17 protein-coding genes are annotated in these 23,666 nt (G+C 49.9%); 13 read left to right on the plus strand and 4 right to left on the minus strand.

All coding sequences use genetic code 11. From position 1 onward, the window contains the following. Positions 1-11: 11 nt before the first annotated feature. The gene (locus IE065_RS09855) at positions 12-2,336 is read right to left on the minus strand and encodes a GH36-type glycosyl hydrolase domain-containing protein (protein WP_189514511.1); all 2,325 of its coding nucleotides are present in this window, start codon (positions 2,334-2,336) and stop codon (positions 12-14) included. A 195-nt stretch (positions 2,337-2,531) separates the two neighbouring features. Between IE065_RS09855 and IE065_RS09860 the strand changes: the two genes are divergently transcribed. Continuing rightward, the gene (locus IE065_RS09860; protein ID WP_189514514.1) at positions 2,532-3,578 is read left to right on the plus strand and encodes a LacI family DNA-binding transcriptional regulator; all 1,047 of its coding nucleotides are present in this window, start codon (positions 2,532-2,534) and stop codon (positions 3,576-3,578) included. 6 nt (positions 3,579-3,584) lie between these two features. On the opposite strand, the gene IE065_RS09865 is transcribed toward IE065_RS09860, so the two are convergent. The 3 genes from IE065_RS09865 to IE065_RS09875 form a co-directional block, all read right to left on the minus strand. Continuing rightward, positions 3,585-5,780, minus strand: coding sequence for a hypothetical protein (locus tag IE065_RS09865; RefSeq protein ID WP_189514516.1), 2,196 nt, complete (start codon positions 5,778-5,780; stop codon positions 3,585-3,587). A gap of 85 nt (positions 5,781-5,865) precedes the next feature. Further along, the gene (locus tag IE065_RS09870; protein WP_189514518.1) at positions 5,866-7,713 is read right to left on the minus strand and encodes a carboxylesterase family protein; all 1,848 of its coding nucleotides are present in this window, start codon (positions 7,711-7,713) and stop codon (positions 5,866-5,868) included. Positions 7,714-7,800: 87 nt separating this feature from the next. Then, the gene (locus IE065_RS09875; RefSeq protein ID WP_189514520.1) at positions 7,801-9,138 is read right to left on the minus strand and encodes an alpha/beta hydrolase family protein; all 1,338 of its coding nucleotides are present in this window, start codon (positions 9,136-9,138) and stop codon (positions 7,801-7,803) included. Positions 9,139-9,370: 232 nt separating this feature from the next. Here IE065_RS09875 and IE065_RS09880 point away from each other — a divergent pair, with 232 nt between their 5' ends. The 12 genes from IE065_RS09880 to IE065_RS09935 all read left to right on the plus strand — a co-directional run. Continuing rightward, positions 9,371-9,631 (plus strand): helix-turn-helix domain-containing protein, encoded by a 261-nt coding sequence (locus IE065_RS09880; protein ID WP_189514522.1) that lies wholly within the window; start codon positions 9,371-9,373, stop codon positions 9,629-9,631. 42 nt (positions 9,632-9,673) lie between these two features. Further along, entirely contained in the window at positions 9,674-10,039 is a 366-nt protein-coding gene (locus IE065_RS09885) for a hypothetical protein (RefSeq protein WP_189514524.1), read from the plus strand. Positions 10,040-10,446: 407 nt separating this feature from the next. Continuing rightward, positions 10,447-11,442: a hypothetical protein gene (locus IE065_RS09890; protein ID WP_189514526.1), complete on the plus strand. Its 996-nt coding sequence runs from the start codon at positions 10,447-10,449 to the stop codon at positions 11,440-11,442. Positions 11,443-11,643: 201 nt separating this feature from the next. Beyond that, positions 11,644-12,180 carry a hypothetical protein gene (locus IE065_RS09895; protein ID WP_200163370.1) on the plus strand — a complete coding sequence of 179 codons (537 nt, stop codon included), beginning with the start codon at positions 11,644-11,646 and terminating at the stop codon, positions 12,178-12,180. A 3-nt stretch (positions 12,181-12,183) separates the two neighbouring features. Then, entirely contained in the window at positions 12,184-12,867 is a 684-nt protein-coding gene (locus tag IE065_RS09900) for a prepilin-type N-terminal cleavage/methylation domain-containing protein (protein WP_189514555.1), read from the plus strand. Positions 12,868-12,891: 24 nt separating this feature from the next. Then, positions 12,892-16,650, plus strand: a complete 3,759-nt coding sequence (locus IE065_RS09905; protein WP_189514530.1) for a hypothetical protein — start codon at positions 12,892-12,894, stop codon at positions 16,648-16,650. 11 nt (positions 16,651-16,661) lie between these two features. After that, positions 16,662-17,975: a sulfatase family protein gene (locus tag IE065_RS09910; protein WP_267908222.1), complete on the plus strand. Its 1,314-nt coding sequence runs from the start codon at positions 16,662-16,664 to the stop codon at positions 17,973-17,975. A 44-nt stretch (positions 17,976-18,019) separates the two neighbouring features. Then, positions 18,020-19,096 carry a LacI family DNA-binding transcriptional regulator gene (locus tag IE065_RS09915; RefSeq protein ID WP_189514534.1) on the plus strand — a complete coding sequence of 359 codons (1,077 nt, stop codon included), beginning with the start codon at positions 18,020-18,022 and terminating at the stop codon, positions 19,094-19,096. 78 nt (positions 19,097-19,174) lie between these two features. Beyond that, positions 19,175-20,599 (plus strand): family 4 glycosyl hydrolase, encoded by a 1,425-nt coding sequence (locus tag IE065_RS09920; protein WP_189514536.1) that lies wholly within the window; start codon positions 19,175-19,177, stop codon positions 20,597-20,599. 107 nt (positions 20,600-20,706) lie between these two features. Continuing rightward, positions 20,707-22,632: a sodium:solute symporter family protein gene (locus IE065_RS09925; RefSeq protein WP_343218635.1), complete on the plus strand. Its 1,926-nt coding sequence runs from the start codon at positions 20,707-20,709 to the stop codon at positions 22,630-22,632. 15 nt (positions 22,633-22,647) lie between these two features. Then, the gene (locus tag IE065_RS09930; RefSeq protein ID WP_189514540.1) at positions 22,648-23,286 is read left to right on the plus strand and encodes an SGNH/GDSL hydrolase family protein; all 639 of its coding nucleotides are present in this window, start codon (positions 22,648-22,650) and stop codon (positions 23,284-23,286) included. Positions 23,287-23,560: 274 nt separating this feature from the next. Next, the coding region (locus IE065_RS09935) for a transposase (protein ID WP_189514541.1) at positions 23,561-23,666 on the plus strand (106 nt) is incomplete at its 3' end.

The following is a 23,666-nucleotide window of genomic DNA, read 5'->3' on the forward strand; positions in this document are numbered from 1 at the left end:
GGGGATGTTTTTTAGAATGTGATTTCCAATAGGTTGTTATTTTCGCTTAATTGCTCGGCCTTGATTGGTACGCTATTGATCGAATTACCATTTAAAAAGCGGGAGCCTATACCGGTACGTTTCCACTCTATCTGGATTTGTTTGTTACGGTAGTTTCGCGACATGCTGGCCCGATCCCAATCGGAGGGGAGTTTCGCACGCACATCTAGTCCATCTATTCCCGCGACGACTCCCAGAATGCTTTCTATTGCCGTTCGGAATGCCCAACCTGCGGTCCCGGTACGCCAGGAAAAGTAGGATCGCCCAGAAGAATCTTTGCCAGCTTCTGGGGCATAGTAGGAGTTGGTTAGGGAAAATGGTTCCTGATGGGAGTGAGAGGGCGGGTTTTGGGGGTTAATGGGCAGAATCCGTTTGAGGGTGTCCAGTGCATCGTCCACCCGTCCGCTCTGTCCCAGTGCATAAGCCATAAACATACTTCCATGGCAGTAATTGCCTCCGTTCTCAAGATGGCCCGGCGGGGTGCTGCTGAGTAGGCCTATGCTAGGATCGAAACGGGTATAGGGTGGGTTTAGCAGGCGGAAACCATGGTCGACCTGTAAATAACGATAGGTGGCCTCCAGTACGGAGGGAATCTGTTCCTCGGTCGCAATCCCACTGATCATGCTCCAAGCTTGGGGGAGCAGGTAAATGGAGCCTTCGGCACAGTCAGGTGTCCCGACTGGATGACCCGCGTCGGTGAAAGCGCGTGAGTACCATTGCCCATTCCAGGCCTCCCTGCGCAGATCATCGGTTACTGTGCGATACCGCTGTTCGAAGCTTTGTGCATCATTGGCCTTGCCGACTTTGGCGGCGATTTCAGCCAAGAGGCGGAGCGATTGCGCCAAAGCCATGGTAGTCCAGACGCTTTGGCCTTTGCCATCTTTGCCGATACCTGTCAGACGGTCGTTCCAGTCCCCATAAGGCATCAGGCAGAGTTTGCGATCTCCGCGATTATTCCAAAGGTAGTCAGCACCTCGCTTGAGGTGCTCGTAAACGGAGCTTGCTTCTTCGGATTCAAAAAACGGTGCCCTTTCTTCGAGCAATTCAAAGTCCCCGGTTTCTGCGAGATAGGCGTGCGTGGCAAAGATCAGCCAAGCTCCGCCGTCATTATACTGGTCACGGTCGACAGGGCCCCACTTCCGGACGGTGCGCCCGTCGTCATACTGGTAAGGAAGGCAGTCCAGAATCATCTTCCGCGAGCGTTGTGGGTCGAGAAGGGTGAAGGCCCAGGCATCCTGGTTACTGTCACGGAAACCTTTGGCCCAACCCCGATTCCAATAAGCGCTGTAGGTCAGCTGATGTTTGATCCAGGTATTTGTGTATAAGTCGAATACGGGGTCAGGAGTGCTGACGGTTAGTTTGCCGTAAAGGTCGTCAAACCATTTGCTCTGCTGGTCTTTGGAACGGCGAACTTGCTCACTTCTGAAACGGGGTTCGTCAACACCAGTCGCATTAAAGCGAAGTCCAAGGGCGATGAGTAGGTCTTTTGACTCGCCGGGACACAGCGTGTGCTCTGAGTAACCACAAAGGATGGGTGCTTCAATTGCACTGTCGGCTTCAGGCCAATTGCATATTAGCGCGTCGGGCCGGGTGAGATTACCGTAGGTACCAGTGAAATCTAGCCGTGTAAATAGAGCCCCTCCGAAGACATCACTGGATTCGAGGAATGCCGTTCGGGTTTTCCCGGTTAGTGGCTCTAGGCTGTGCAATTCGAGACAGTGACCGTCCCGCGATCGAGCCGAACTAAAGGGATTGGCAGTTTGGAATTTCGCGGAGCCTTGATTGAGGGCGAGATCAGTGTAAAAGATGACGCGCCAAGTCGCAGTGCTTTGTCCCGTGTTATGGAGGCTTGTTTCAAAGTATTCTACTGGGTTCTCTGTATCCACAGTATGCGTAATCGTCAGTCGCAAACCATACTGTTCGATTTCTGTAATGCTGTAGTTTAGTCCATATCGATACTTAAAGTTATTGAAGTCTCGATTACAAATTGGGCTGTAACCCGGGGAAAAGAGCTGCCCGGTGTCGACATTTTGAAGATAGAAGTATTTGTGGCCAGACCAGTTGAGGAGAATCGTCTCCCCTGAATCTTCTCGTTTGTAACTGATCCCTCCGGTAGTCTGATTTGGATGGGTATTGTAGTGGGTGTTCCAGAGTATGTTCTTCCATGGGCGTGGCGAAAAAGGGCTGAGAAGGACATATTCCCTGTTCTTCTGGTCGAAATACCCCCACGGGGTGGTTTCTATCCGTGAGTTTTGCTGCGGATTGACGACAGGGCCTTTGGATGTGGTTGAATGCATATTGAGTGCTTTACGTTGAACATATACTACGTAATAGCAATGGAAAAATAAGAATTCCGATGAATTGGCAACGTTTCAGCTTAACCTTTTAGAAAGGGAGGGTTAGCCTCTGTAGTAATTCTAAACTTGTGTAGGAACGGAGGTTAAATTAGTGTGCTTGATTATTGATTTCACTTTTATCGTAGTATCAAAAATATGACAACAGAAGTAAAAAACGGAAAGAACCGGGCGCAACGCCCGACCTTCCGGGACTTGGTGAAACTGACCGGCTATTCGCAAGGTGCGATATCGCGTGCCTTCAACGGACAGCCGGGTATCGGCGAAGCAACGCGCGAGAAGATATTAAAGGCGGCCCGTGAGATCGGCTACTATCCGAATCCGGCAGCGAGAAATTTTAAACGTGGCTACACCTCTAGAATCGGAATCGTCCTGCCCAATCTGGGAAACACGAACTACTCTGAGTTATACGAGCAGTTGGATTTGGTTAATGCGAAGGGGGGGTACAGCTCAATTCTTGCGATTACTCACGACTCAGAGACTGTGGAGGCAGATACCTTGTTGCACTGGTCTGCTGGAGAAACCGATGGTTTGATTATCAATCCAATCGTGAGTGGAAAGAACGTAGATTTGTACCGGAAACTAAAATCGTGGGGTTTCCCGATTGTCTTACTTTATAGGCTTTTTGGCAGCGAATTCGATGGCGTTTACATCGATTACAAGGCTTGTTTGCGCCAAGCTCTTATTTACCTGCAAGATGTGGGGCACCGCAAGGTTGCTTATGTGGGTTTTTCGAATCTTAGGAAGCCAGTGGGAAAACTGTGGCTTCTCCTAGAGCTATTAAAGGAATTGGAAATGGAATTTGATGAGACAGGGTCGGTCTTTGATATTGCTGGTGACGAGGCCGGTATTCGGGCATTCAGCCAATGGAACCTTCAGGGGCGCCGTCCGACCGCAGTTGTTACCTACAGCGACCAAACGGCGATTTCACTCTATTCGGATGCGGTTAGCATGGGTTTGGAAATTCCCCGCGATATCTCTATATTCGGAAGTGATGATGTTGCCGGTGCCAAGGCAGTGGGCCTATCGACCATTCGAGTGGACCGTTCTCTAATGGCTCGTGTAATCGTGGATATTCTCCATGCTCGGATGCGTGATTTCGATGCGCCCACACGGATTCAAACTTTGCCTTGTGAACTAGTATTAAGACGGTCTATGGGGCCAGTCCCGAAATCGAAGAAATAGGTATTTCTAAAGGCAAAGTCGAAACTCGGAAGCATCTGGGTGGAGTAGCCAGGCTGGCACCGCTGACCACGGGTGGCAATAGCTGTCCAGCTCATCGCCGCCAAAACATTCCCACCAGCAAGTGACTTCTGGGTTAGAATTCATTCCGCCCCAGGCTTCTTTTACCAATTCGATTATTTGACTTCCGTGTCCGCTCTGTTTGAGCGCTTCCGCATAGTAGATCCAAAAATAGGGGGTACATTTACAGAGCTTCGGATCGTGTCGAGCTTCGATCAACTGACGTATCATTTCATGGGCCTCGTCACCAGTGGTCATTTTTGAAAGAACGGCGAGTATTTGAGACTGTTCGCTCCAGCCTTTCCGCTTTCCGTTCTCATCCACACAATCCGAAAAATAGCCGGTTTTTGTGTGATGGAAATATTTACGCGATTGCTCGCGTAGCCGTTCAACCGAAAGCTTTTCAAGGTTCAGGCTGTGCGTGTATTCACAGGCCTCGGCGCAGGCTAGAAAGGCGTGCACGGCAATAATAAGGAAGGCATTAAGGCCCTGCTGAATCCAAGAGCGCTCCATACCGGGTTCGTTTTGCATGTGCCAGCCCATACCAGGATGGTCAATGAAGACCAATTGACCATGGTCTTCTTCCGGCCCGTGGCCAAATGACTTGGGATTCGTTTCTACAAGACCACTTGAACCTATACGGTCTTCAAACCACTTCAATACTCGCTCACCACTTTCGAGGGTGGCTTTCACCCGAGAGTTGTTTCCTGGAAGCGCACGACGGTAGACATCAATGCCCCATACATAAATCAGGCAATAATCGAGTAGGAATACCGGAGGTTGAGCACCTCTGAATACAGCGGGGGTAATGAGTCCACTGGTTTCATGCTGGCTGGCGGCTATCGCGTCGAAAAAGTGGTGGAGGTGTCCGGGAGACTGGTAGAGCTTGTTCAACCAAAGTGAGTGCCAGAGACCGTCGCCGATATACAGCGCCTGCTCTCGGGTCGGGCAATCGATCGCGGTCTCTTGCGTCCCGACTTCAATAGTGTGTAGGCTTGTTTCCCAGAGGCTTTGCTCTTCGTAATCCTTCGGAGTGAATTCACAGGCCCGAACAAGATCCGCTTGGCGTCGCCAAGCACCGCAGCGGCGTAAGTGCAATGGATGCTTGTCAGGGCGGAGGACTATGAGGAGGTAGCGAAAGCCGTTGTAGTTGAGTGTACGAAAGCTCGATACACGGCCGGAACTTGGAGGAAACCATCTTCCTGAGTAATCCGCATCCTTGACATAGGCACGTGGGCGACCGGCTCGTAAACGTTCTGATCCATAGTGGTCGACGCAGCCGTCTTTGCCCTCGATATCGAATTCCGTCTGAGCGGCGACTTCGTGCCCCAGATCAAAAAGTAAGGCTAGTCCTTTTCCTGAGGCTTCGGCGGTGATTCCCTTCCCAGCAGACCAAGCTTCGCAAACCTTGGTCAATTGCTGAGTTGAAAGCATATCCCATGGCTCCTCGTCGAGGACTTGGCCCAACTTTACCGCACCATCAAATGGGAAATCCGCGTGATTGGAAACGTACGCGGCTGCAATCAGGTTTTCAGCCGGTTGGAACCATTCCCGGAGCGGGGGGACCTCTCTTGGGGCCAGTGTAGCATGCGTGTAAGTCAGTTCGATTGGAGTCTCCCAGTCGGCGTCATTATACTCCGGAGCCTGCCAGTTTTCCGGATGTCGATTTGCGTCGAACTGATCCACCCAGGCAGTTGCCCAGCTCCGGCGGCAGTCCGTGGGAATCCAACCGCCCTGGTGCAGGCAGCGCCAATTTTCTATGGGTAAGTCAATGGTTCTATCCGTTTCCCCGGTTCGGTTTACGAGTTGGCACCATAGGCCGGGCTTTGCGCTTGAATGGCTTTGTGTGTCGACACCGTAGTAATGTACGATGACTGCGATACAGATGGAGGGGCCAGGACAATCCAGGTGGTAGGTGTCGACGATACTCTGATTTTTGGGAGCAGGGCAGGGCCCCTGAGACAAATAGCAACCATTTACCCACAAATAGTAGCGAGTATTGGCAGCGATTTGAAGATCGACGCTCTTGAGGCTTTCTGGGACCTGTAGTTGGGTACGAAAAAGAAGGGTTTGGTTTTTATGAGTTTCTCGTGCCCAGATCCATGTCGGCTCTGTCGGCAGCATACTTTTCGCGTCGATATTCATTTAATAATGTCTGGGTTTGGATCGTGAGTAATTCTCAAAAATGAATCGTTACAATGATTGAGATTGGCATCATTGTTGGCGTGGCCTATTGCGCTTCAACTTCGAGCACGTAAAACCGTCGTGGTGTCAGAGGCCGAGTGTCCACTATTTTAATGCTATCCGCTTCTGTATCCGTTTGGATGCTAATACCGGTTTCGATGGTGAAGCTAGGCGCGCCTGCTGATTTTTCTGCGAGCAAGGTCCACTGTTCCGGATCGAGCGTTTCATTCGATAGTATGCGGTATGTAATGTCTGGGCGTGATAACGCGGGCAGATTAAGTTGCATGTCATCGTTGGCGTTGCTCTTTGTCAGGGTGGGAAGTCGCTCATGGGCGTGCTCGTCAGGCTCGGCTCCGAGTGCGTAAGCCAGGATGTTTTGAATGCCGTCGGCGTTCTCGTCTTCACTCGGAGCAGTAGAAAATCCGTTCGCCCATTCCGTATAGTTTGCCGGTCCTGAATTTACCTCTCTCTGCAAAGTCATGGCGTTCAACTGACCGTACCGCGACCCACTGTTGGGCGTTGGGAAAACTTTCAGAACAAAGCGGCCGTTTTCGTCGGCGACCACATTTTCAAGTGCTGCTACATTGTTGGCGTTGTTGGCTGCTTCGAGATCGACGAATTGGTCATCGACTTTGTAGCGGCTCATGCGCCCTCGTCCTTGGTCATCATTGTTGTAAGAGGCAAAGAACGTGAGAGTATAGCTAGCCCCTGGCGCTAGCCCGCTGAAGAGCAGTGCACCAGCATTAGATTCGGTAGCGTCACGCGAACTGAGCCAACTATCGCGGGCTATTGCTTCGTCAAACAGACCTCCCGTGTAAATGCCCTCGTTATGGTTGCGTGAGCCAAACGCGTCAAGAAGGCGAACCATGACCTTGGTTCGTCGGCCAGTGTCAGTCGTGGCAAAGGGAAAGGTGACTTCCAAGGTCTTTTCGAGCCAGCCTTTCGTGCTGTTCCACCAGCGTCCGGAGCTGTCTGCTTCCTGGAGGAATTCCCTGCTGCCAAAGTCTAGAAGAATGGTTTCTCCCTCCTGTAGCGGGTCTGGATTAATCGTATGGTTGAGCAGCCAGTCGTACATCGGAGACTCGTTGTAGGCCCGGCTCCAGATGCCGTGTCCGCCCGTAGGATACTCGGAGTAGCGCAAGCCGTTCTCCTCGTAGAAGGTGGAACCATCCGTGTAGTATGGGCTGCCATCGCTATAGTATTCGTAGTTGACGTCATCATCGAGTGGAAACTGAAGGGCGGGCTTGTTGCCGTCCGCCGCCCGGATGTCGCGGGTCATATTGCGTGAGGTGCCGACGGACGTGGAGCTGTCATTTCTGGCATGGTAGATCCAGATTGGGTCGCCAACCAGTCGATCGTAAAAAACGCCGGGGCCAGGAGATCCGTTGATGACTGTAGAAGCCGCGATGATTCCGTCGTAGAGGGAGGCTGCGGTATAGGCACCCTGACCTCCATTGGAGAGGCCAGTGACGTAAATGCGTGAGGGGTCTATATTATAATCTTCGAGCAGGCTAGCCACCATGCGCATGGCATCGGTCACGGAGGTTGGATTCCAACTGACCTGATAGTTGTTCTGGGGAGCGTAGATGAAAAATCCCCAGGATTTCGCGTTGCTCAGCAGATTATCGATGTTTCCATTAACCTGGCTCGTGTTGTTTTCGCCACCTTCGCCAAAGCCATGAAAAAATAAGACGAGTGGAAACGCGGCACTGCCGTCGTAGCTATCGGGAACGAAAAGTCTACCCGGCGTTTCTACGGACCCATCGCTTCCCACATCATAATTGTACTCCAGAAATTCGTTGGGATCAGCCGCTTTCAAACTACTGACTGCGAGGATAAATAGACTGAATCGAAATATGCGGACGCTTAGGGAATAAAATCGAGTTGAGATCATTGTTTGGGGCTGAGATGTATGGTTTTATCTGTATTCGATGGGGTAAAAGTCCTTCGGCCCGGTTTGCTTGTAATTTAAGCAAGCGGATTAAGAGCTGGGCATTTGAAAGTTGAGTGCCTCCATGACAGCATCGTCACCTATGAGCGCATTTTCTGGCCGTGGGTACTCGTCATTGAAAACACGCAGTTCCTCAGGCGGTAGAATGGTAACAAAGCTTTCATCATAACCGCCATCTGGTGTGTACGGAATCGACTTCCAGTTGAGTTTGAAGTGGTGAGCGAAGAAATTATAGACGGCGCAACGTTTGGAATACCCATAGTCGTGTGCCTCAGTCGGAAAGTGTGCGTTCTCGATGTTTGGCTCGGCGTCATAGAGAGCGTACACTTTTTGAATATAAGGAAATTCGATATTTGGCGTATTCCTCGTCCAGTCAGCGCCATCGGAAACAATCAACTGAGGGCGCGGTGCAGCAAGGGCGGCAAACTCGACGTTGCTTGTCTGGTGATGATCGCTCTTATGGATGGGCATGCCACTCTCGCAACCGCAGCCTCCAAAGAAATGTGCCGAAACTTGAACCACGGGGGCGGATGCCGTTATGCGCTCGTCAATCGCGGTGAGCAGGAATGTCTGCGTGCCGCCGCCAGATGCGCCGGTAATGCCGATCCGCGTCGGATCGACGTCGGAGCGTGAAAGCAGGTAGTCCAGAACGCATTTGCTGTTCCATGTCTGGAGCAGTGCCGCTATCGGGATGCTGTGGGTTACTTGGGTAGAATCGCCATGCCCCAGCATATCATAGGCGAAGACGATGGTACCAAGCCGGGCCATCGATGCGCAGCGCAACTGCATTTGGTCGGTCAGTCTTTTATGGGGCTTATGGCCGTGCGGGCTTAATATGGCAGGGTGGGCATCTGCTGAAGTGGTTGGTAAGTATAAGTTTCCGGTTACGTAAAATCCGGGAAAACTCTCTATCGCAATATTCTCAACGACGTAGCCGTCCATTTGCCGTCGGCTGTGGATTATCGGGTTAAGACACTGCTGGGCCTGCGGCATATGGTCCCAGGCGAGGCCTTCGAGAATTCCTTTGTGAATCATCTCTGCGCGCCTTTCCCATGAAATCAGTTCGTTCCAGGTGGAGGCAAACTGCTTCAAATGTTTATTGGCTTCGGAAGGCGTCCAGTAATCGCCCTGACACAGTAAATGCCTTGAAATGGGTAAATTCATCAAACTTGGGTTTTTGGTGTATTCTGTTTGCGGCTCTAGGCTCGGAATTTGTTTTTCAGTGCCGGTCGCAACAACGGAAATGCAGAGAAATGGGAAAATTAAGAGACGACGAAATCGCGGAGTACATTTTTTCATAGAAAGGTGGTCTTTGCCTACCGCGTCCTTGTTTTCTGGATGAAACCGGGTGCAAGTGATATCAAGCATTTGGCAACTATTACGTAAAAGCAACGCTGCCAGTCAATGCTTTTCCATTTATTGGATGCAGATAACTTGGCTCAGGCATTTCTTAGGTGGGATCGCTCCTCGATGTCGCGCTATGTCGCCCTATTGGTTATGGCGATATTTCCGATTAAATTTCAGGCAGATTCCAACTTCTAGGGAATAAGAGTGCGGAGGAAAGGCATGTCCTCAAGCATTGCGATTTACCACAATCAAAATGCCGAAGAAAACCTACCGTCGTCTCCGCAAAGCGGATTGTAATATAATCTATCGCATGCGTAAAGTCGGAAACAGTCAGCGTGAGATCGCCTACGTGCTTGGCTGTGCGCAATCGACAGTCAGCAAGGAACTGCGTCGCAACCGTGGATTGACTGCTTACCGACCGAAACAGGCGCAGCAGAAGTCCGATTACCGGCAATGGCGAAAACGGTCTCGTGAACCCGTTTTTGTCGGCGAGTTGGAGACCAGTGTGCGCTAACGCCTGACCCGCAAACACAGCCCGGTACAAATCAGTGGGGCCTTGCGTCGTGAAGGTCGCCGGGCTCCTAGGCGCACGAGCATCTACAGTTTCATCCAGGCTGATCGGCAGCGTGGCGGGCACCTTTACCTGCAACTGCGAATCAACGGAAAACGTCGCTACCGCTATCGTAACAAGGCTAACCGGAGCAAGCTTCCAGCCCGCGTTGGAATTGGAAAATGGCCGCCCGTCGTCGACCGACGCGACCGCTATGGCGACTGGGAAGCCGATCTCATCGCAGGCTACCGAGGTGGTGGCCATCTGTTTAGTATCTACGAGCGTAAGGGCCGCTTCGGGCGTTTTGGTCAAGCTGTCGAGCAAGGATGCCACTGTGCCGCCCAAGCCATCATCGCGGTCTTGCAAGGTTAACGGGGCCAACACGATCACCTACGACAACGGTCTGGAGTTCGCCGGGCACCAGCACGTTAGCGAGTCACTCGGAGCAGAAAGCTATTTTTGCCAGCCCTATCACTTTTGAGAAAAAGGCGGTGTAGAGAACTTTAACGGCCTTGTGTGGCAATACTTAGCCAAGGTAACCGACTTGCTCAATGTGGCCAAGGCTGGCCTTGGCCACATTGAAACCGAAATCAACGAACGACCACGCAAGACCCTTCACTTCCAATCACTCACCAAGATCAAATGCAGAATCGTATCTCTACAGGCGATTACTATAAATTTAATTATTCCCTAGATATTGTAATTCGAGGTTGGTAGTCGAGAAGCTGTTCATAGCGCATTTTACTTTGGCCCGGCAAGCAGTTGGCATGCTCTCGTCTATGGTTGGCCGTGTAGGTTCATTTAAAAAAATGCTTGCAACATCACGAGAATTTTCTGATTTTGTGCACGTGCCCATTTTTACAATAAACATCAAATACCTCAAGCACCCTTACCCTATGTATCGTATAAATTCATTATTGACCTTGCTTTTAGCCCTGTCTTCAGCGTCTGCCTCTGCAGTCGTTTATGAGCAGGATTTTGGTAACTCCACGGGGACGTTTAATACCGCGTCGAGTAACTCCACCGATTTTATTCCATCGACCCAGCCGGGAGGTGGAGAGCAGTATGTTCGCATTGGTTCAGGCGACGGAAGCTGGGTATTGCAGCCCTCCACGCTTTCTTCCGGCAGCGGCAGTGAGCTGTTAGCTACCGCATCAAGTAGTAGCTCAAGAAACAAATTTGCGATTTACGATTTCTTAGACTCAACGAGCCTGTATCAGATGTCTTTCGACGTTGAGTTTAGTGGTGGCACGGATGGTTCATGGAATTTTGTATTTGGCAATGGTGACGGCGGAGACAACGATTTCGCCAAAACAGGCAGCGCCATTTCTGCTGCTGAAACATTTGCGAATATCGTATTTCAGTTTGACGCTGGAAGTGGTATGACAGCTTTCAGTAACGGCACCGAGCTTCTCTCTGATCCATTTTCACAGGACATAGAGTACCGGGTGGAGATTTATGCGAACAATTCAACGTCCGATGCGACTTACAATGGTGGCGTAAATACTGTCGTTGCAGGCAGCTACGATTTGTGGGTAGATGGCTTATTGGTCGGTGGTAATCTTCCCAAAAGTAGTTTGGCCAATGGCATCGCGATCGACTCTTTCACCTTCTGGGGGCAGGATTCAACTGGAAATGGCGCTGCCATTACATTGGACAATATTACATATAGCACGGCAATACCGGAACCTCATGTAATCTGTTTGCCTGTAGCTATTTGCCTGTTCATTTGCTTCCGACAGGTCCGTCGAAAGCCAAGTAATCTCGAACTGTAGATCTCGGCCCTTTGTCTTTGTTTGGAAAAGCACTCTCGAAGCGCTTGGCATCTTTGCCCGGCAAATGGATTATCAATTAAATTAGCTACCACTTTGCTGTGGTCATCAGTGGCAGTGCCGAACGGATGTAAAAAGCGCAGGAAACATACATAAGTGAATATAACAACTACCAGTCTAGCCTTGCTTCTGCTTAGTTGCAGTTTGGCACACTCACAAAATTCCGTTAATCTCATTCCGAACCCCGGCCTAGAAGATATTAATGGCAAAGCAGGGTTGCCCAAAGGTTGGGCGCATACCACCTACGGTAATGGAGTGGAATTTTCTTACATTCAAGATGGTATGCTAGGTGAGAATGTCTATGACGGCGAATCCGCTCTCTGCATTGCAAAGGGCGGAAACTCCCGTGAAGGTTGGCACATCATCGATAAAGCCCTTCCTGAGGTTCGGGAAGAAAGTGAATACAAATTATCGCTTCAAGTCCGCGGCATTCACTTGGGCAGTGATGATCGACTTCGTCTCGCGTTGGTTTGGATGAACGATGCTAAGCAGAAAATTGCTTCGGACGCAGGAACGTTTTCAGTTCCGTCCAGTTTCGAACCGCTTGGGATGTTGGCGACTGCGCCAAATGGGAGCCGATACGTCCGTGTTACCATTGGCCTTCTATTAGGTAAAGATGCTGACATTGATGAAAATACCAAGGTGTATCTGGATCATATCGAATTAGTCGAAGTGGACTGACCAATGCCTTGCAATCCCAGAAAAAACGGGTTTTCGCTGGTCGAGGTACTGGTATCGGTCGTTATCGTTGCCATACTCGCAGCAGTTTTACTATCAGTAATTTCGGGCGTTCGAGCGAGTAACCAAACAGCGAAATGTCGGGTTAACATACGATCAATTCTCGCCGCAGTTCAGCTGTATGCCAATGAGCATGACGCAGTACTTCCCTTACACAATCGAGCGAAAGATGGTGAGGTAATTGCACTTTGGCACATCGATGATGTCGCGCCTTATCTGGAGTACACGAGGCCAAAGAGCATTGATCAGGTTAGTGATATTTCGGATGTATTCCGCTGTCCGGCGGACGAGTATTTTGGCGAGCGTTCAAGTGGCAGCGGCTTGTCTCGTGAAGAGATTTCGTATGGCTACAATCTCCATTTGGGTAAAGGCGGCAAGTCAGGTGACTATCGTCTTGTGTCGATGTACAATGTGGCTAACCCGTCCGATCAGGTTGTTGTGGCTGACAGTGGTCACGCTTCAGAAGATGGAATGGTCGCTTATGTTTTAAACCCCAAATCGGGGACATCAGGAATGCCGTTCGGGCGGCATAATGGTATGAGCAATATCGGTTACCTCGACGGACATGTCAGCTTGATCGATCCAAGCGAACTCGATGCGGATTCAGACGCCTGGTATCCCGACCGGTGAATCTGAATTTATACTTTAATGATTATGAAAACTATTTTGAAAGTTTTTCTGGGTATCCTTTGCTCCTCAACTTGGATGTTGGCCTTAAACAGTGATTTTGAGCAGTCAAACCGTAAGGGATTACCTGAGGAGTGGGCATCCTATGTTGGTACAAACTTTTCTGCGGAGTATGACCAGTTTGGCGTAGGAGGCAGTCTCGCAGTCGGCATCCGAAGCCCTGGCTCGCAAATGGATTCTTGGAGCCTAAAAAAGAGCAGCGCCATTAAAGTAACCACGGGCATGTCCTATGTATTTGCTGTTCAAGCTAAGGCTTCGGGAGCGGACGAGGATGACTACGCTTGGTTACGGGTAGTCTGGCTAGATGGGAACGGAAAGGGATTAGCTCGGTCGGATAGCGATGCCTGGTCTGGTGATTTCGACTGGAGGAAAATTCGCTTTACCTCGTTGGCACCGGAAGGTGCGGAGCAAGCCATCCTATCTTTGATGGCGAGCCCAGGGGCAAATGCGCTCGCACAAGATTATGAGGTCATTTATGACGATTTGGAATTTTCTTCATCTGCTGAAGCAGTCCCTGATTTGTTGCCAGATGACTGGGAAGCATTGATGTCATTATCTACGGGCCTGCCAGACGAATCCTCATTTTGGGTGCCTACTTCTGCGATGGGTATGTGGCGTAGTGAGACTTCGGGAGTACACTGCAAATCAGCAAACCTAGCTTTGTTTTTTGATCCTGAAACAGACGGTGGCATTGTAGCACTTATTCCTCCGGAGCCTGTGGAACTTCCAGTCGGTGCGCAACGTTTGCACTTCTGGACGACAGCTCTGCCTCTGTCTTGCACGTTTGTACTGAGAGACAACGATGGCGAGGAGCATCGTATCGACGCGCGGGCCTCTTTTCCTCTGGGCGCGCGCATGGATAAGCCGGATGGCTGGCCGCTTTGGAAGCATATCTACAGTGATAACTTTGGCATGCCCAACGGGCTAAACAATCGGGTTGTTCCTGAGCTCCAACAGGAGGTAGCTGGGCTCCTTTGGCCGCACCCTCTTCGCCTTGAGACAATCGAGTTGGTTGTCTCTCCTGGAACCAAGGAGCCATATGCGGCCACGGGGTTGCAGACGCTTACGGTCCCCGAGTTGGAAACGGACTACGGTTGGTTCAATTTGACTACAGGACGTGTTGGCTGGGGGATAGACGCGATATTGATGCCCGCTGATTTTTCTAGATTAGAAGGTGAGTTCCGCTATCAAGCGGAAATGCGGCAGGGATATCAGGGCGATATTATCTGGCACCATCAAGGGCAGGGCTCCCACTTTGCAGATGATCCCTTAACTCAGGTAAGCCAAGCAATCCCGTTGCCGAAGGTACCAAGGGGAACGTATTTTCTGGATCTTAAATCATGGAATCTGGATGGGACATTGCGGGAAGAGGGACGCATGCAGCTATACGTATTGAAGGGAGTTGATACGCTGCCAGCAGCTATAGGAAGCTCGTTCTCACTCGCTACGCCCTGCGAAGACAATGTTTTTCCAGTTGAAACCCAAGAAGGCACATTGCGGTTGAAAACTGATGCTGGTGATAGCCCGTCGGCCGATACGATGGTTCGCTTTCGACTTTACGATTGGCGAATGCAGTTACTTGATGAGCAAGTCATGTCCTTTGAGGATAATCTTAGTTTTGACGTAGCGATTGACGGACAGAGCGATTTGTTCGCTGTGGCAGAATTACGAGATGAGAAGGGAGTTCTGGATCGTGCTCGACTGCATTTCGGCATCGCGAACAAAGATGAGCTAAACGCGTCTTGGACTGTTCCCGAAAACATGCCTGTAGCATTTGCACCTAATAGCGATGTCAGCTTGGTGGCGGAGTACACACGTCCCTGGTTCTCGAAACGCTATTCTCGCTATCCAGAGCAGCAGTGGGAAAGCATAGAATCAATGAAGGGCTATGACTCATGGCTGGTTGATCAAGCCATCCCTCGTGGATTTCATCATGTATCAAACCTCAATCCCTGGTCGGATATCGAGGTCCTACCAGGCGTATTTCGTTGGGATGAATCCGACCGCCGCACAAACTTTGCAGTCGAACATGGGGCGACCGTTACGGCTTGGTTTGGCACACTGGGAGATTGGCCCCCTCATGTGCCCGATTGGTGGGGAGGAGATATCATGCTGACTCAGCACGGTTATCCACATTTAGAGCGCTCAGGAGCTTCGGCAGCTCGGAACCCGACAGCAAGCTATTGGTATGCGGAAAAAGACGACTACCTGAAGTGGCTTCGCAAGGCGATCACTCACCAACGTCAGAATCCAGCGGTAACGCAATACAAGGTGCTGATGCAGTCCTTTGTTGAGGGCACCGATTACCACGATCAACTCAATGACTACCGAACTTCGGATTACTCCGAAACCTTTCAGAACGCCTACAATGAGTGGCAGATTGAACGTGGCCTAAAACCGTCGCGCTTGCCTATGCCATACGTGATTCCGGGCGAATGGGTGAGTTCCACTGGGCCGGACTTGTCCGAGGAATGGCTTAACTTCGTTCAGTTTAAAACCGACTCATCGCTTGACCGACTTCAAACGGTTCTGGAAACAATTCGCGAGTTGGACTCGGAACGTCCAATTTATGTTTACCGAGGTCCTCGCACACATCCGGCAACGGAAGCAGCCATGCCTCTGCTCAAAGCAAACAACGCATATTTCTTTGACGAAAGCATGCCCAATTTCTTTTCAAACGCTTTGGCAAGTATGAGTGTACAAGCGGGCGTTCGTTATGGCAGCGAAAATCATTTTTATATGCCTGCATCGTTTGAGATCATCGACGCCGATATTTTTTATGGGACTATTTATAATCAAGGCTGGTATTTTAGTTATCGTTGGCATGAACGTTTTCGTGATGGGTATGCGAAACAGTATTACGGCGCGCTGGACTATCTGGAGAAAGCAATGCCTCTCATTGAATCTTTTGCCTTGGCTGAAGCTGAAGAACCTCAAGCGCTCGTTTTCGGGAGTCGAATCGATGGTATGGTGAACCGCAACAAGCATAACTTTTTTGCAAATGCTAGCGGGGTGGATTTTTATACGGGATTATTCAGTTACTTTCAGGTGCTACCTCATTTTGGCACGGAGCATACTGACTGGGTTAATCTGAATAACTTTAAAGTTGTTTTTGTTTGTGGAGAAGTGATGACCAAGTCGGCGATGGAGCGTGTGGCGGACTATGCCCGCCAGGGGGGAAAGCTTGTCTTAGTAGGGAATGCTGGAGAGTATTGCGTAGAGGCACCTCAAGCGCGGGCACCGCTGCGAAAGTTACTACATGGCCTGCCCAATGTGAGGCATATCAATGAACCGGATGCAACCCCGCCGCCACCCGGCATGGCGCATATGGCACCTTACATGGCGGACTCTGCTAAAATGGAGAAGCTCCTTGCTTGGTCAGGAGTAGAGCGTTCTGTGATGCTCTTGAAAGACGGCCAACTGGATGGAGGTTTTGTTGGTATGATCCGCAGAATCAATGAAGAAAGTTTTTACGTAGCAGTGCAGCGTCGATTCGCCAAGAAATACACCAGTATCATGAACGTGGAGGAAAACTTGAAGACTTGGGGCCGCGCATCAACGACCGTAAGTTTGACAGGACTTGAAGATCGAGACTACACCGTGCAAAAGGTGCATCGCGACGTCAGGCCCGTGGAAGCTGTTTCACAGGCCAATGGTCAACTAGAGTTCGATGCTGCCCCGGCGTTGACAGGAGAGTTGCAGATTTTTAAGGTGAGCCGAAAGTAGAGGATAATAATATGCATAATGTCATTTACCTTCACACTCACGACATGGGCCGCTACATCGGCGCATACGGGTATGGCGTTGAGACCCCAGCAATGGATGCCTTTGCGGAGCAAAGTACGCTTTTTCGGCATGCCTATTGTTGTGGTCCCACTTGCTCTCCTTCGCGCGTGGGTTTGTTGACAGGGCGCACCCCTCACCAAGAAGGAATGTTGGGCTTAGCGCATCGTGGGTTTCATTTAGAATATCCGGAGCATCATCTTGGCGCTCATTTAAGCAAACATGGTTTTTCTACAGCATTGTTCGGGATTCAACATGAGTTCAATGGTCGTCTGGGTGATATGCCCTATGGTCGAATTGAAACTGGAGGACATCTGGATACTCCATTGGAGCGGGATAAGTGGGCGACTGCTAGAGCTTGTGATTTTTTGAAGGAAGATCATGACCAGCCTTTTTTTATGTCGTTTGGGTTGTTTTATCCGCATCGGCCTTTTCTGCGCGCATCAGAATATAAAGGGCGAATTCGTCCACCAGAAGTGCTTCCCGATGTTGCCCCCATACGCGAAGATATGGAAGACTACGCCTGTTCTGTTGGTTTTGCCGACGAATGTCTGGGAACAGTTTTAGACGAAATCAAAGCGCATGGATATTTTGATAATTCGATTATTATTCTGACGACTGATCATGGCATGGCTTTTCCAAATATGAAGTGCAGCCTGACAGACCATGGCATTGGCGTTGCCCTACTATTACACTATCCAGGAAATCCAACTAGTGGCAAACAATTGGATTCTCTCGTTTCTCATATCGATATTTTTCCGACTATTTGTGATTTGATTTGCCTTGAATTCCCTGAGCATTTGCAGGGGCACTCGTTCGTGCCGCTGTTGAAAGGTGAGAATTCCAAGGCACGTAACGAGGTCTTCTCGGAGGTGACATATCATGCAGCTTATGAGCCCAAGCGCTGTATCCGTACGCACCGTTACAAGCTGATTCTGCGATGGGCCCCTCTTACATATCCATTGGCCAATTGTGATTCATCGCCCAGTAAATCTTTTTTACGGCAGCACGATTGGCCACAGAACCCACTTCCTGAGGCAGAACTTTATGACTTGGTTTTGGACCCGCAGGAACAATCAAATCTTGCAGGAGATCAGTTCATTGAAGTAGTCGAACGCGACTTGCGCCAGCGCTTGATGGATTGGATGCGCCAGACTGACGACCCTTTGTTGAGTGGTCATGTTGAGCGTCCTGCTGGTGCTTTGGTTAATCGCAATGACTCTGAGGAACCGGGTAATACTGATTATGAGGAGATCAAAGCCCCTTAAGAAAGTGATTTGAACGTCATTTAGTACAACTATTTATTTCCATTGTGACAGAGACAGCTCCTCAGACAAACATCGACGATAAGCAGCCCATGACTCAGCACGAGTTGGTTAGGCGGTTGGGCGTTAGTCGCGGAACCTTGCACCGGGTCCTCACGGATTCCCCGCTCGTCAAGGAGGCTACGCGGGAGAAAGTTCTCAGCGAACTAAAAAAGCTGAACTACACTCCGAACGCCTTAGCACGTGCGTTGAAAACTCGGAAAACTCAAACCATAGGTATTCTTGGTCCTTCTGAGATCAAGGCGGCGAATATTAATAAGCTCAATGAGATATATGTCGCAGCGCGGGCGAAAGGCTATCGTATCGAATTGGGTTACAGTGACGGTTCACCGGAAGCTGACGAAGCGTGCATTCGTGAGCTGAAGGCTCGCATGGTTGATGGGATTATCGCGCTTGGGAGAGGAATGGTGGACAATATTCCGCAATATCAGTCTATCATTGAATCAGGTACGCCGTTTATTAGCCTTTATCCAATTCCAGGATTGAATGCGGATTGTGTCTATGTCGATACACAAAAGGCATTCATGGAACTAGTGCTTCATCTTACGCACAATGGTCATCGCGAGATGGGCATTTTACTCGATAGCAGCGTTTCACAGTACACGAAGAACCGCGAGCTAGGCTTTCGTGCTGGCATAGAGCAGGCCGGTCTTACGCTTTGCGAATCTTTTATTGTTCGCGCTCGATCAACGGAGGAAAATGCTGAGCGGTCGGACTATCAACTGGGATATGAATTAGCTGAGCGTGCGTTCAAGATGAATCCAAGGCCGACGGCTTTAGTCTGTTTCTCGGACGAACTGGCGATTGGCGTTCTACGCGCAGCAGAGCAGAATGGTGTTTCTGTTCCATCTCAAATAGCCATCGTGGGTTATGATGACTTCGAAGGAGCAAAGTTTGCAAGAGTTCCTCTGACCACGATGCATCAACCCAACGAGGTCCTCGCACAGGAAGCTGTGGACTTGATGATCAGGCGCATTGAGCAATCTGGTCCCAAAACATCAGTCAGCATCGCGATTCCAGCTAGTATTGTGGTCCGCGAATCCTGCGGATGTATAACTAAGTAACTTCTTTAAGAAATTTCCAAAAATCAATAATAATGCCATTGAATATGTGCACGTGCACACAAATGCGTTGAAGATACTATGTCAGATATAACCAGAACTCTTACTCCCGTTTACTCGAATAAGGAATCAGCTTCCCGAGTATCTGGCAAAACGGAGATCAAGATTGCTTACATTGGTGGTGGTAGCCGTGAATGGGCAATTAAACTGATGACGGACCTTGCTCTTTCAGAACACCTGAAAGGAACACTGGAACTCTATGATATCGATCATAACGCAGCTCGGCACAATCAGATACTTGCTGAGTCAGTGTTTAAACATGAACAAGCGCTTACGCAGTTTGATGTAGCCGTTGCGTCGAGTTTAGAATCAGCGCTAAGAGATGCAGACTTTGTCATCATTTCCATCGAGCCGGGACCGATTAATTATCGACATGCCGATCTGGAAATCCCGGCGCGTTATGGGGTCTTGCAAACGGTCGGGGATACGACGGGGCCTGGTGGAGTGATGAGGGCCATGCGCTGCGCTACGCTCTTTGAGCAGTTCGGACGCACAATAGAAAAAGTATGTCCGCAGGCCTGGGTAATTAATTACACGAACCCAATGGCGGTTTGTACTGCTTCGTTGTTTCGAGGCTATCCAGACCTCAAGGCATTCGGTTGTTGTCACGAAGTATTCGGCACACAAGAGATGCTGGCGAAAAGGGTTGCCGAATGGTTTGATGTTGAGATCCCGTCTCGTACGGAAATCAAGCTCGATATCTCTGGAGTCAATCATTTCACCTGGGCTGCTTCGGCACGCTGGCAGGGGAATGATTTGTTTCCGCTATTGGACCAGATAACCAGCAATGAGGAGCTGTTTGCCTCGAAAGCGAACGATGCGCTCAAGCAAGCAGAGGCGAAAAAATGGTTCTCCGGTCATTACTTGATTGCGTTCGATTTATTCCGTCGCTTCGGCGCGCTTGGAGCGGCTGGTGACCGCCACTTAGTTGAGTTTGTCCCATGGTATCTCTCGGGCATGGCGGAGCTTTATCGCTGGGGTGTCGTGGCGACTCCATATAGCTGGCGACTTGAGCGAACTACTGGACCACGGAAAGCACTAGCTGAAATAGCGAATCAACCCTTAGCGTCGACGGGTGAAGAAGGCGTATTGCAAATGGAAGCCATCCTTGGTCTGCGCTCGCTTACGACCAACATCAACCTGCCGAATCGTGGCCAATTGCCCGGCGCTCCCAAGGGTATTGTGGTGGAAACCTATGCTGAGTTTACCCGTAATTCTGTGCGCCCGTTATTGGCGGCGCAATTACCAGCTGGAGCAAGGTTACTAATTGACCGGGCGGTTCAAGAACAGTCCATACTCTCCGAGGCTATGGCGGCGCGTAGTCTTGATTTAGCATTTCAGGCAATGCTGGCCTCGCCTCTGGTTACCATTCCGACGGACAAAGCGTATGCTATGTTTATGGAAATGGTGGACGAGACCAAAGCAATGTTAGGAGAATGGGAATAGAGGGAACGGCCAATTGCTACATTTGATGGCGATGATACGCGCGGATGGAGAAGTGCGCTTGGTAATTTTATTTTAATAGAACAATGAGACTCGAGTGTATTGATTGGATGATTATCGGGCTAGCGCTGTCGCTTGTGATTGGCTCTGCTCTGTATACACGGAGGTATTTAAGAAGCGTCGTCGACTTTATGGCCGGCGGGCGCTGCGCCGGCAGATATATGCTGTGTGCTGCCAGAGGTGAAATGGCATCCGGAGCCGTAGTCTTCGTATCACTCTTCGAGGTCTACAGTCATGCGGGCTTTACACTGACTTGGTGGCAATGGCTGAGCTTCCCAGTTATCGCAATTGTCGCTGCCTCTGGTTTCGTCGTATACCGATATCGGGAAACACGAGCGCTTACCTTGGCACAGTTTCTCGAAATGCGTTACAGTAAAAGTCTTCGCATTTTTTCGGGTCTGCTTAGCTTCCTAGCAGGGATCATGAACTTTGGAATCATCCCTGCAGTTGGTGCGCGTTTCTTCGTTTACTTTATCGGTTTTCCGCCGGAGCTCAGTTTGCTAGGTTTCACAGTTTCCACCTTCGTCCTTGTCATGATTTCTTTGATGAGTGTGACGATTTTGCTCACGCTTTCTGGCGGGCAGATTTCAGTCATGGTTTCCGATTGCATATCCGGCCTGATGGACCAATGGCTCTTTCTCGTCATTACGATAGTGCTCATCTGCATGTTCAGTTGGACTCAGGTGACCGAAGTTATGCTGGTCCAGCCAGAGCCGGGTAAGTCATTGATGAACCCCTTTGATGCATTGGGGCTCGACAACTTTAATGTATGGTACGTGCTGATGGAAATGAGCCTCCTGATTTATGGGACGATGGCTTGGCAAAACGCGAGCGCTTACAACTCCGCTGCGCTCACACCGCATGAATCACGAATGGGAAACGTCCTGGGACGATGGCGTGAATTTGGGCGTATTTTGGCCATCACGGTATTGGCTGTCGCGGGTATTACTTATATGAATCATCCTGATTTTCTCTCGGATGCACTTTCGGTTCGCGATGTGCTTGCCTCTCTTGAGAATGAACGTCTGCAAGGACAGATGACGATTCCAACCGCGCTTTCTTATCTGTTGCCTGTAGGGATCAAGGGGCTACTTTGCGCGGTGCTCATTACAGGGGTTTGGGGAGGGGACACCACGCATCTTCATTCCTGGGGTGGCATACTCGTTCAGGATGTGATCATGCCGTTGCGGCGAAAGCCATTTACGACCAAAGGCCATATTTTAGCGTTACGTTTGAGCATGCTAGGCGTTGGACTCTTTGCAGTGCTTTTCGGGGCGTTCTTCACTCAGACTGAATACATTACTATGTGGTTCAAAATAACAACAGCAATCTTTGTCGGCGGAGCTGGCTCGGTAATTATTGGTGGATTATATTGGAAAAAAGGCACAATCCAGGGCGCTTGGACGGCAATGCTCACTGGCTCGATCCTGTCAATCGCAGGCATTCTCATTCGCCAGGTATACGCCGACTTCCCGTTGAATCCGGTGCAGATTTCTTCCGGAGCATCCTTAATCGCAATCTCTTTGTATGTCGTCGTTTCGCTTCTAACTTGCCGAAAGGACTTTGACCTCGACCAAATGCTGCATCGTGAACCAAAGACACGAAAGCAGAAATTATTCATCGCTGAAAAGCATAATTCACAGCCAGTCTGGCGCAGACTGTTCGCTAATTTTACTGGCGCTAACAAGGACTACTCTACAGCAGATTGGTGGATAGCGAGTCTTATTATTGGGTGGCTGTTCTGCCTCGCGGGTATAATGGTTTTGGGCACAGTGTGGAACCTGATTGATCCGTGGAAGCCCGCAACTTGGTCAACATTTTGGTTGTGGATGGGCATACTGATTCCACTCGTAATTAGCGCGGCGACTGCTGTCTGGTTTACTTATGGTGTGGTCAGAGATCTGAGGGTGTTTTTCCGCGTGCTGAGAACTGAGAAAGTTGATGCTGATGATGACGGAAGTGTTCAGCACGATTAATATTCAAAGAGTGACATGAGCAAAGAATTACCATTGGTTTACGTCGTTGGAGATAGCATATCAATCCAGTACGGACCCTATCTGGAAAAGGCACTTCGAGGATTTTTCCGTTTCAAACGTAAGGGCGGTGAAGGCGAAGCTTTACTAAACCTAGACCAGCCCGCTGGCGCTAATGCAGGTGACTCTCGTATGACGCTAGCCTATCTCTCGACTTTGGTTTGTCGTGCAGATTTCGAATGCGATGTCCTTATGCTAAACTGCGGCTTACACGACATCAAACGATCGCCCAAAAATAGGGATATACAAATTCCCTTGGATGAATATCGGTCGAATTTAGAACAGATAGTCCACTTGTGTGTGCTGAATGATATACGGTTCATCTGGTTAAGAACTACCCCTGTGGTAGACGCCATTCATAATCATCCGAAAATGAACTTTCATCGGCATGCCGAGGATCTGAATGCATATAATGACTGTGCGGATTCGGTAATGGAGCGCGCTGACGCTGCAGCAATCGATCTTTTTCGATTCACGCGCAATTTGGGCGCTGACGATGAACTATTCATTGACCACGTCCACTACCTCGAAGCGATTCGCGAAAAACAGGGGTTATTTCTTGCTGGGTCTCTTTGTGGTTGGTTAAATCGTATTTAGAGTAAGATACATCAATGTATGGACAATTTGCCCGCATTCCCCTAATCGCCCGCCAAGCCTGATCAATCCTTACAGAATCGAAAATTCTAATGGCTCGGCGACCTCTTGAATTACTATTATCGAGACAATGGAAAAGAGGAGATCACAACAGCCTGAAAATCCACAATAAAAACGTTTCGGATTTTGTTCCTTTGACCTGCTCCCCAAAAACTGAGCCACGCTAGTGTTATGATTTGCTGGCCCGATTGGGTTCCACCAGACAGGAATCCAATAGATGAAAAAGAACGGCAAACGATTCAAAGAGGAACAGATAATCTATGCTTTGCGGCAAGTCGAAGGGGGTCGTAAGATCGCTGATGTATGCCGCGAGGTTGGCGTGA

Origin of the sequence: Cerasicoccus arenae (genome assembly GCF_014651635.1) — a bacterium.
GTDB lineage: Bacteria > Verrucomicrobiota > Verrucomicrobiia > Opitutales > Cerasicoccaceae > Cerasicoccus > Cerasicoccus arenae.

What these genes read in the sequence shown, in the direction of transcription:
- IE065_RS09855 (WP_189514511.1), bottom strand. Translation starts at nt 2,336, where the DNA reads ATGCATTCAACCACATCCAAAGGCCCTGTCGTCAATCCGCAGCAAAAC.
- IE065_RS09860 (WP_189514514.1), top strand. Translation starts at nt 2,532, where the DNA reads ATGACAACAGAAGTAAAAAACGGAAAGAACCGGGCGCAACGCCCGACC.
- IE065_RS09865 (WP_189514516.1), bottom strand. Translation starts at nt 5,780, where the DNA reads ATGAATATCGACGCGAAAAGTATGCTGCCGACAGAGCCGACATGGATC.
- IE065_RS09870 (WP_189514518.1), bottom strand. Translation starts at nt 7,713, where the DNA reads ATGATCTCAACTCGATTTTATTCCCTAAGCGTCCGCATATTTCGATTC.
- IE065_RS09875 (WP_189514520.1), bottom strand. Translation starts at nt 9,138, where the DNA reads ATGCTTGATATCACTTGCACCCGGTTTCATCCAGAAAACAAGGACGCG.
- IE065_RS09880 (WP_189514522.1), top strand. Translation starts at nt 9,371, where the DNA reads ATGCCGAAGAAAACCTACCGTCGTCTCCGCAAAGCGGATTGTAATATA.
- IE065_RS09890 (WP_189514526.1), top strand. Translation starts at nt 10,447, where the DNA reads ATGGTTGGCCGTGTAGGTTCATTTAAAAAAATGCTTGCAACATCACGA.
- IE065_RS09900 (WP_189514555.1), top strand. Translation starts at nt 12,184, where the DNA reads ATGCCTTGCAATCCCAGAAAAAACGGGTTTTCGCTGGTCGAGGTACTG.
- IE065_RS09905 (WP_189514530.1), top strand. Translation starts at nt 12,892, where the DNA reads ATGAAAACTATTTTGAAAGTTTTTCTGGGTATCCTTTGCTCCTCAACT.
- IE065_RS09910 (WP_267908222.1), top strand. Translation starts at nt 16,662, where the DNA reads ATGCATAATGTCATTTACCTTCACACTCACGACATGGGCCGCTACATC.
- IE065_RS09920 (WP_189514536.1), top strand. Translation starts at nt 19,175, where the DNA reads ATGTCAGATATAACCAGAACTCTTACTCCCGTTTACTCGAATAAGGAA.
- IE065_RS09925 (WP_343218635.1), top strand. Translation starts at nt 20,707, where the DNA reads ATGATTATCGGGCTAGCGCTGTCGCTTGTGATTGGCTCTGCTCTGTAT.
- IE065_RS09930 (WP_189514540.1), top strand. Translation starts at nt 22,648, where the DNA reads ATGAGCAAAGAATTACCATTGGTTTACGTCGTTGGAGATAGCATATCA.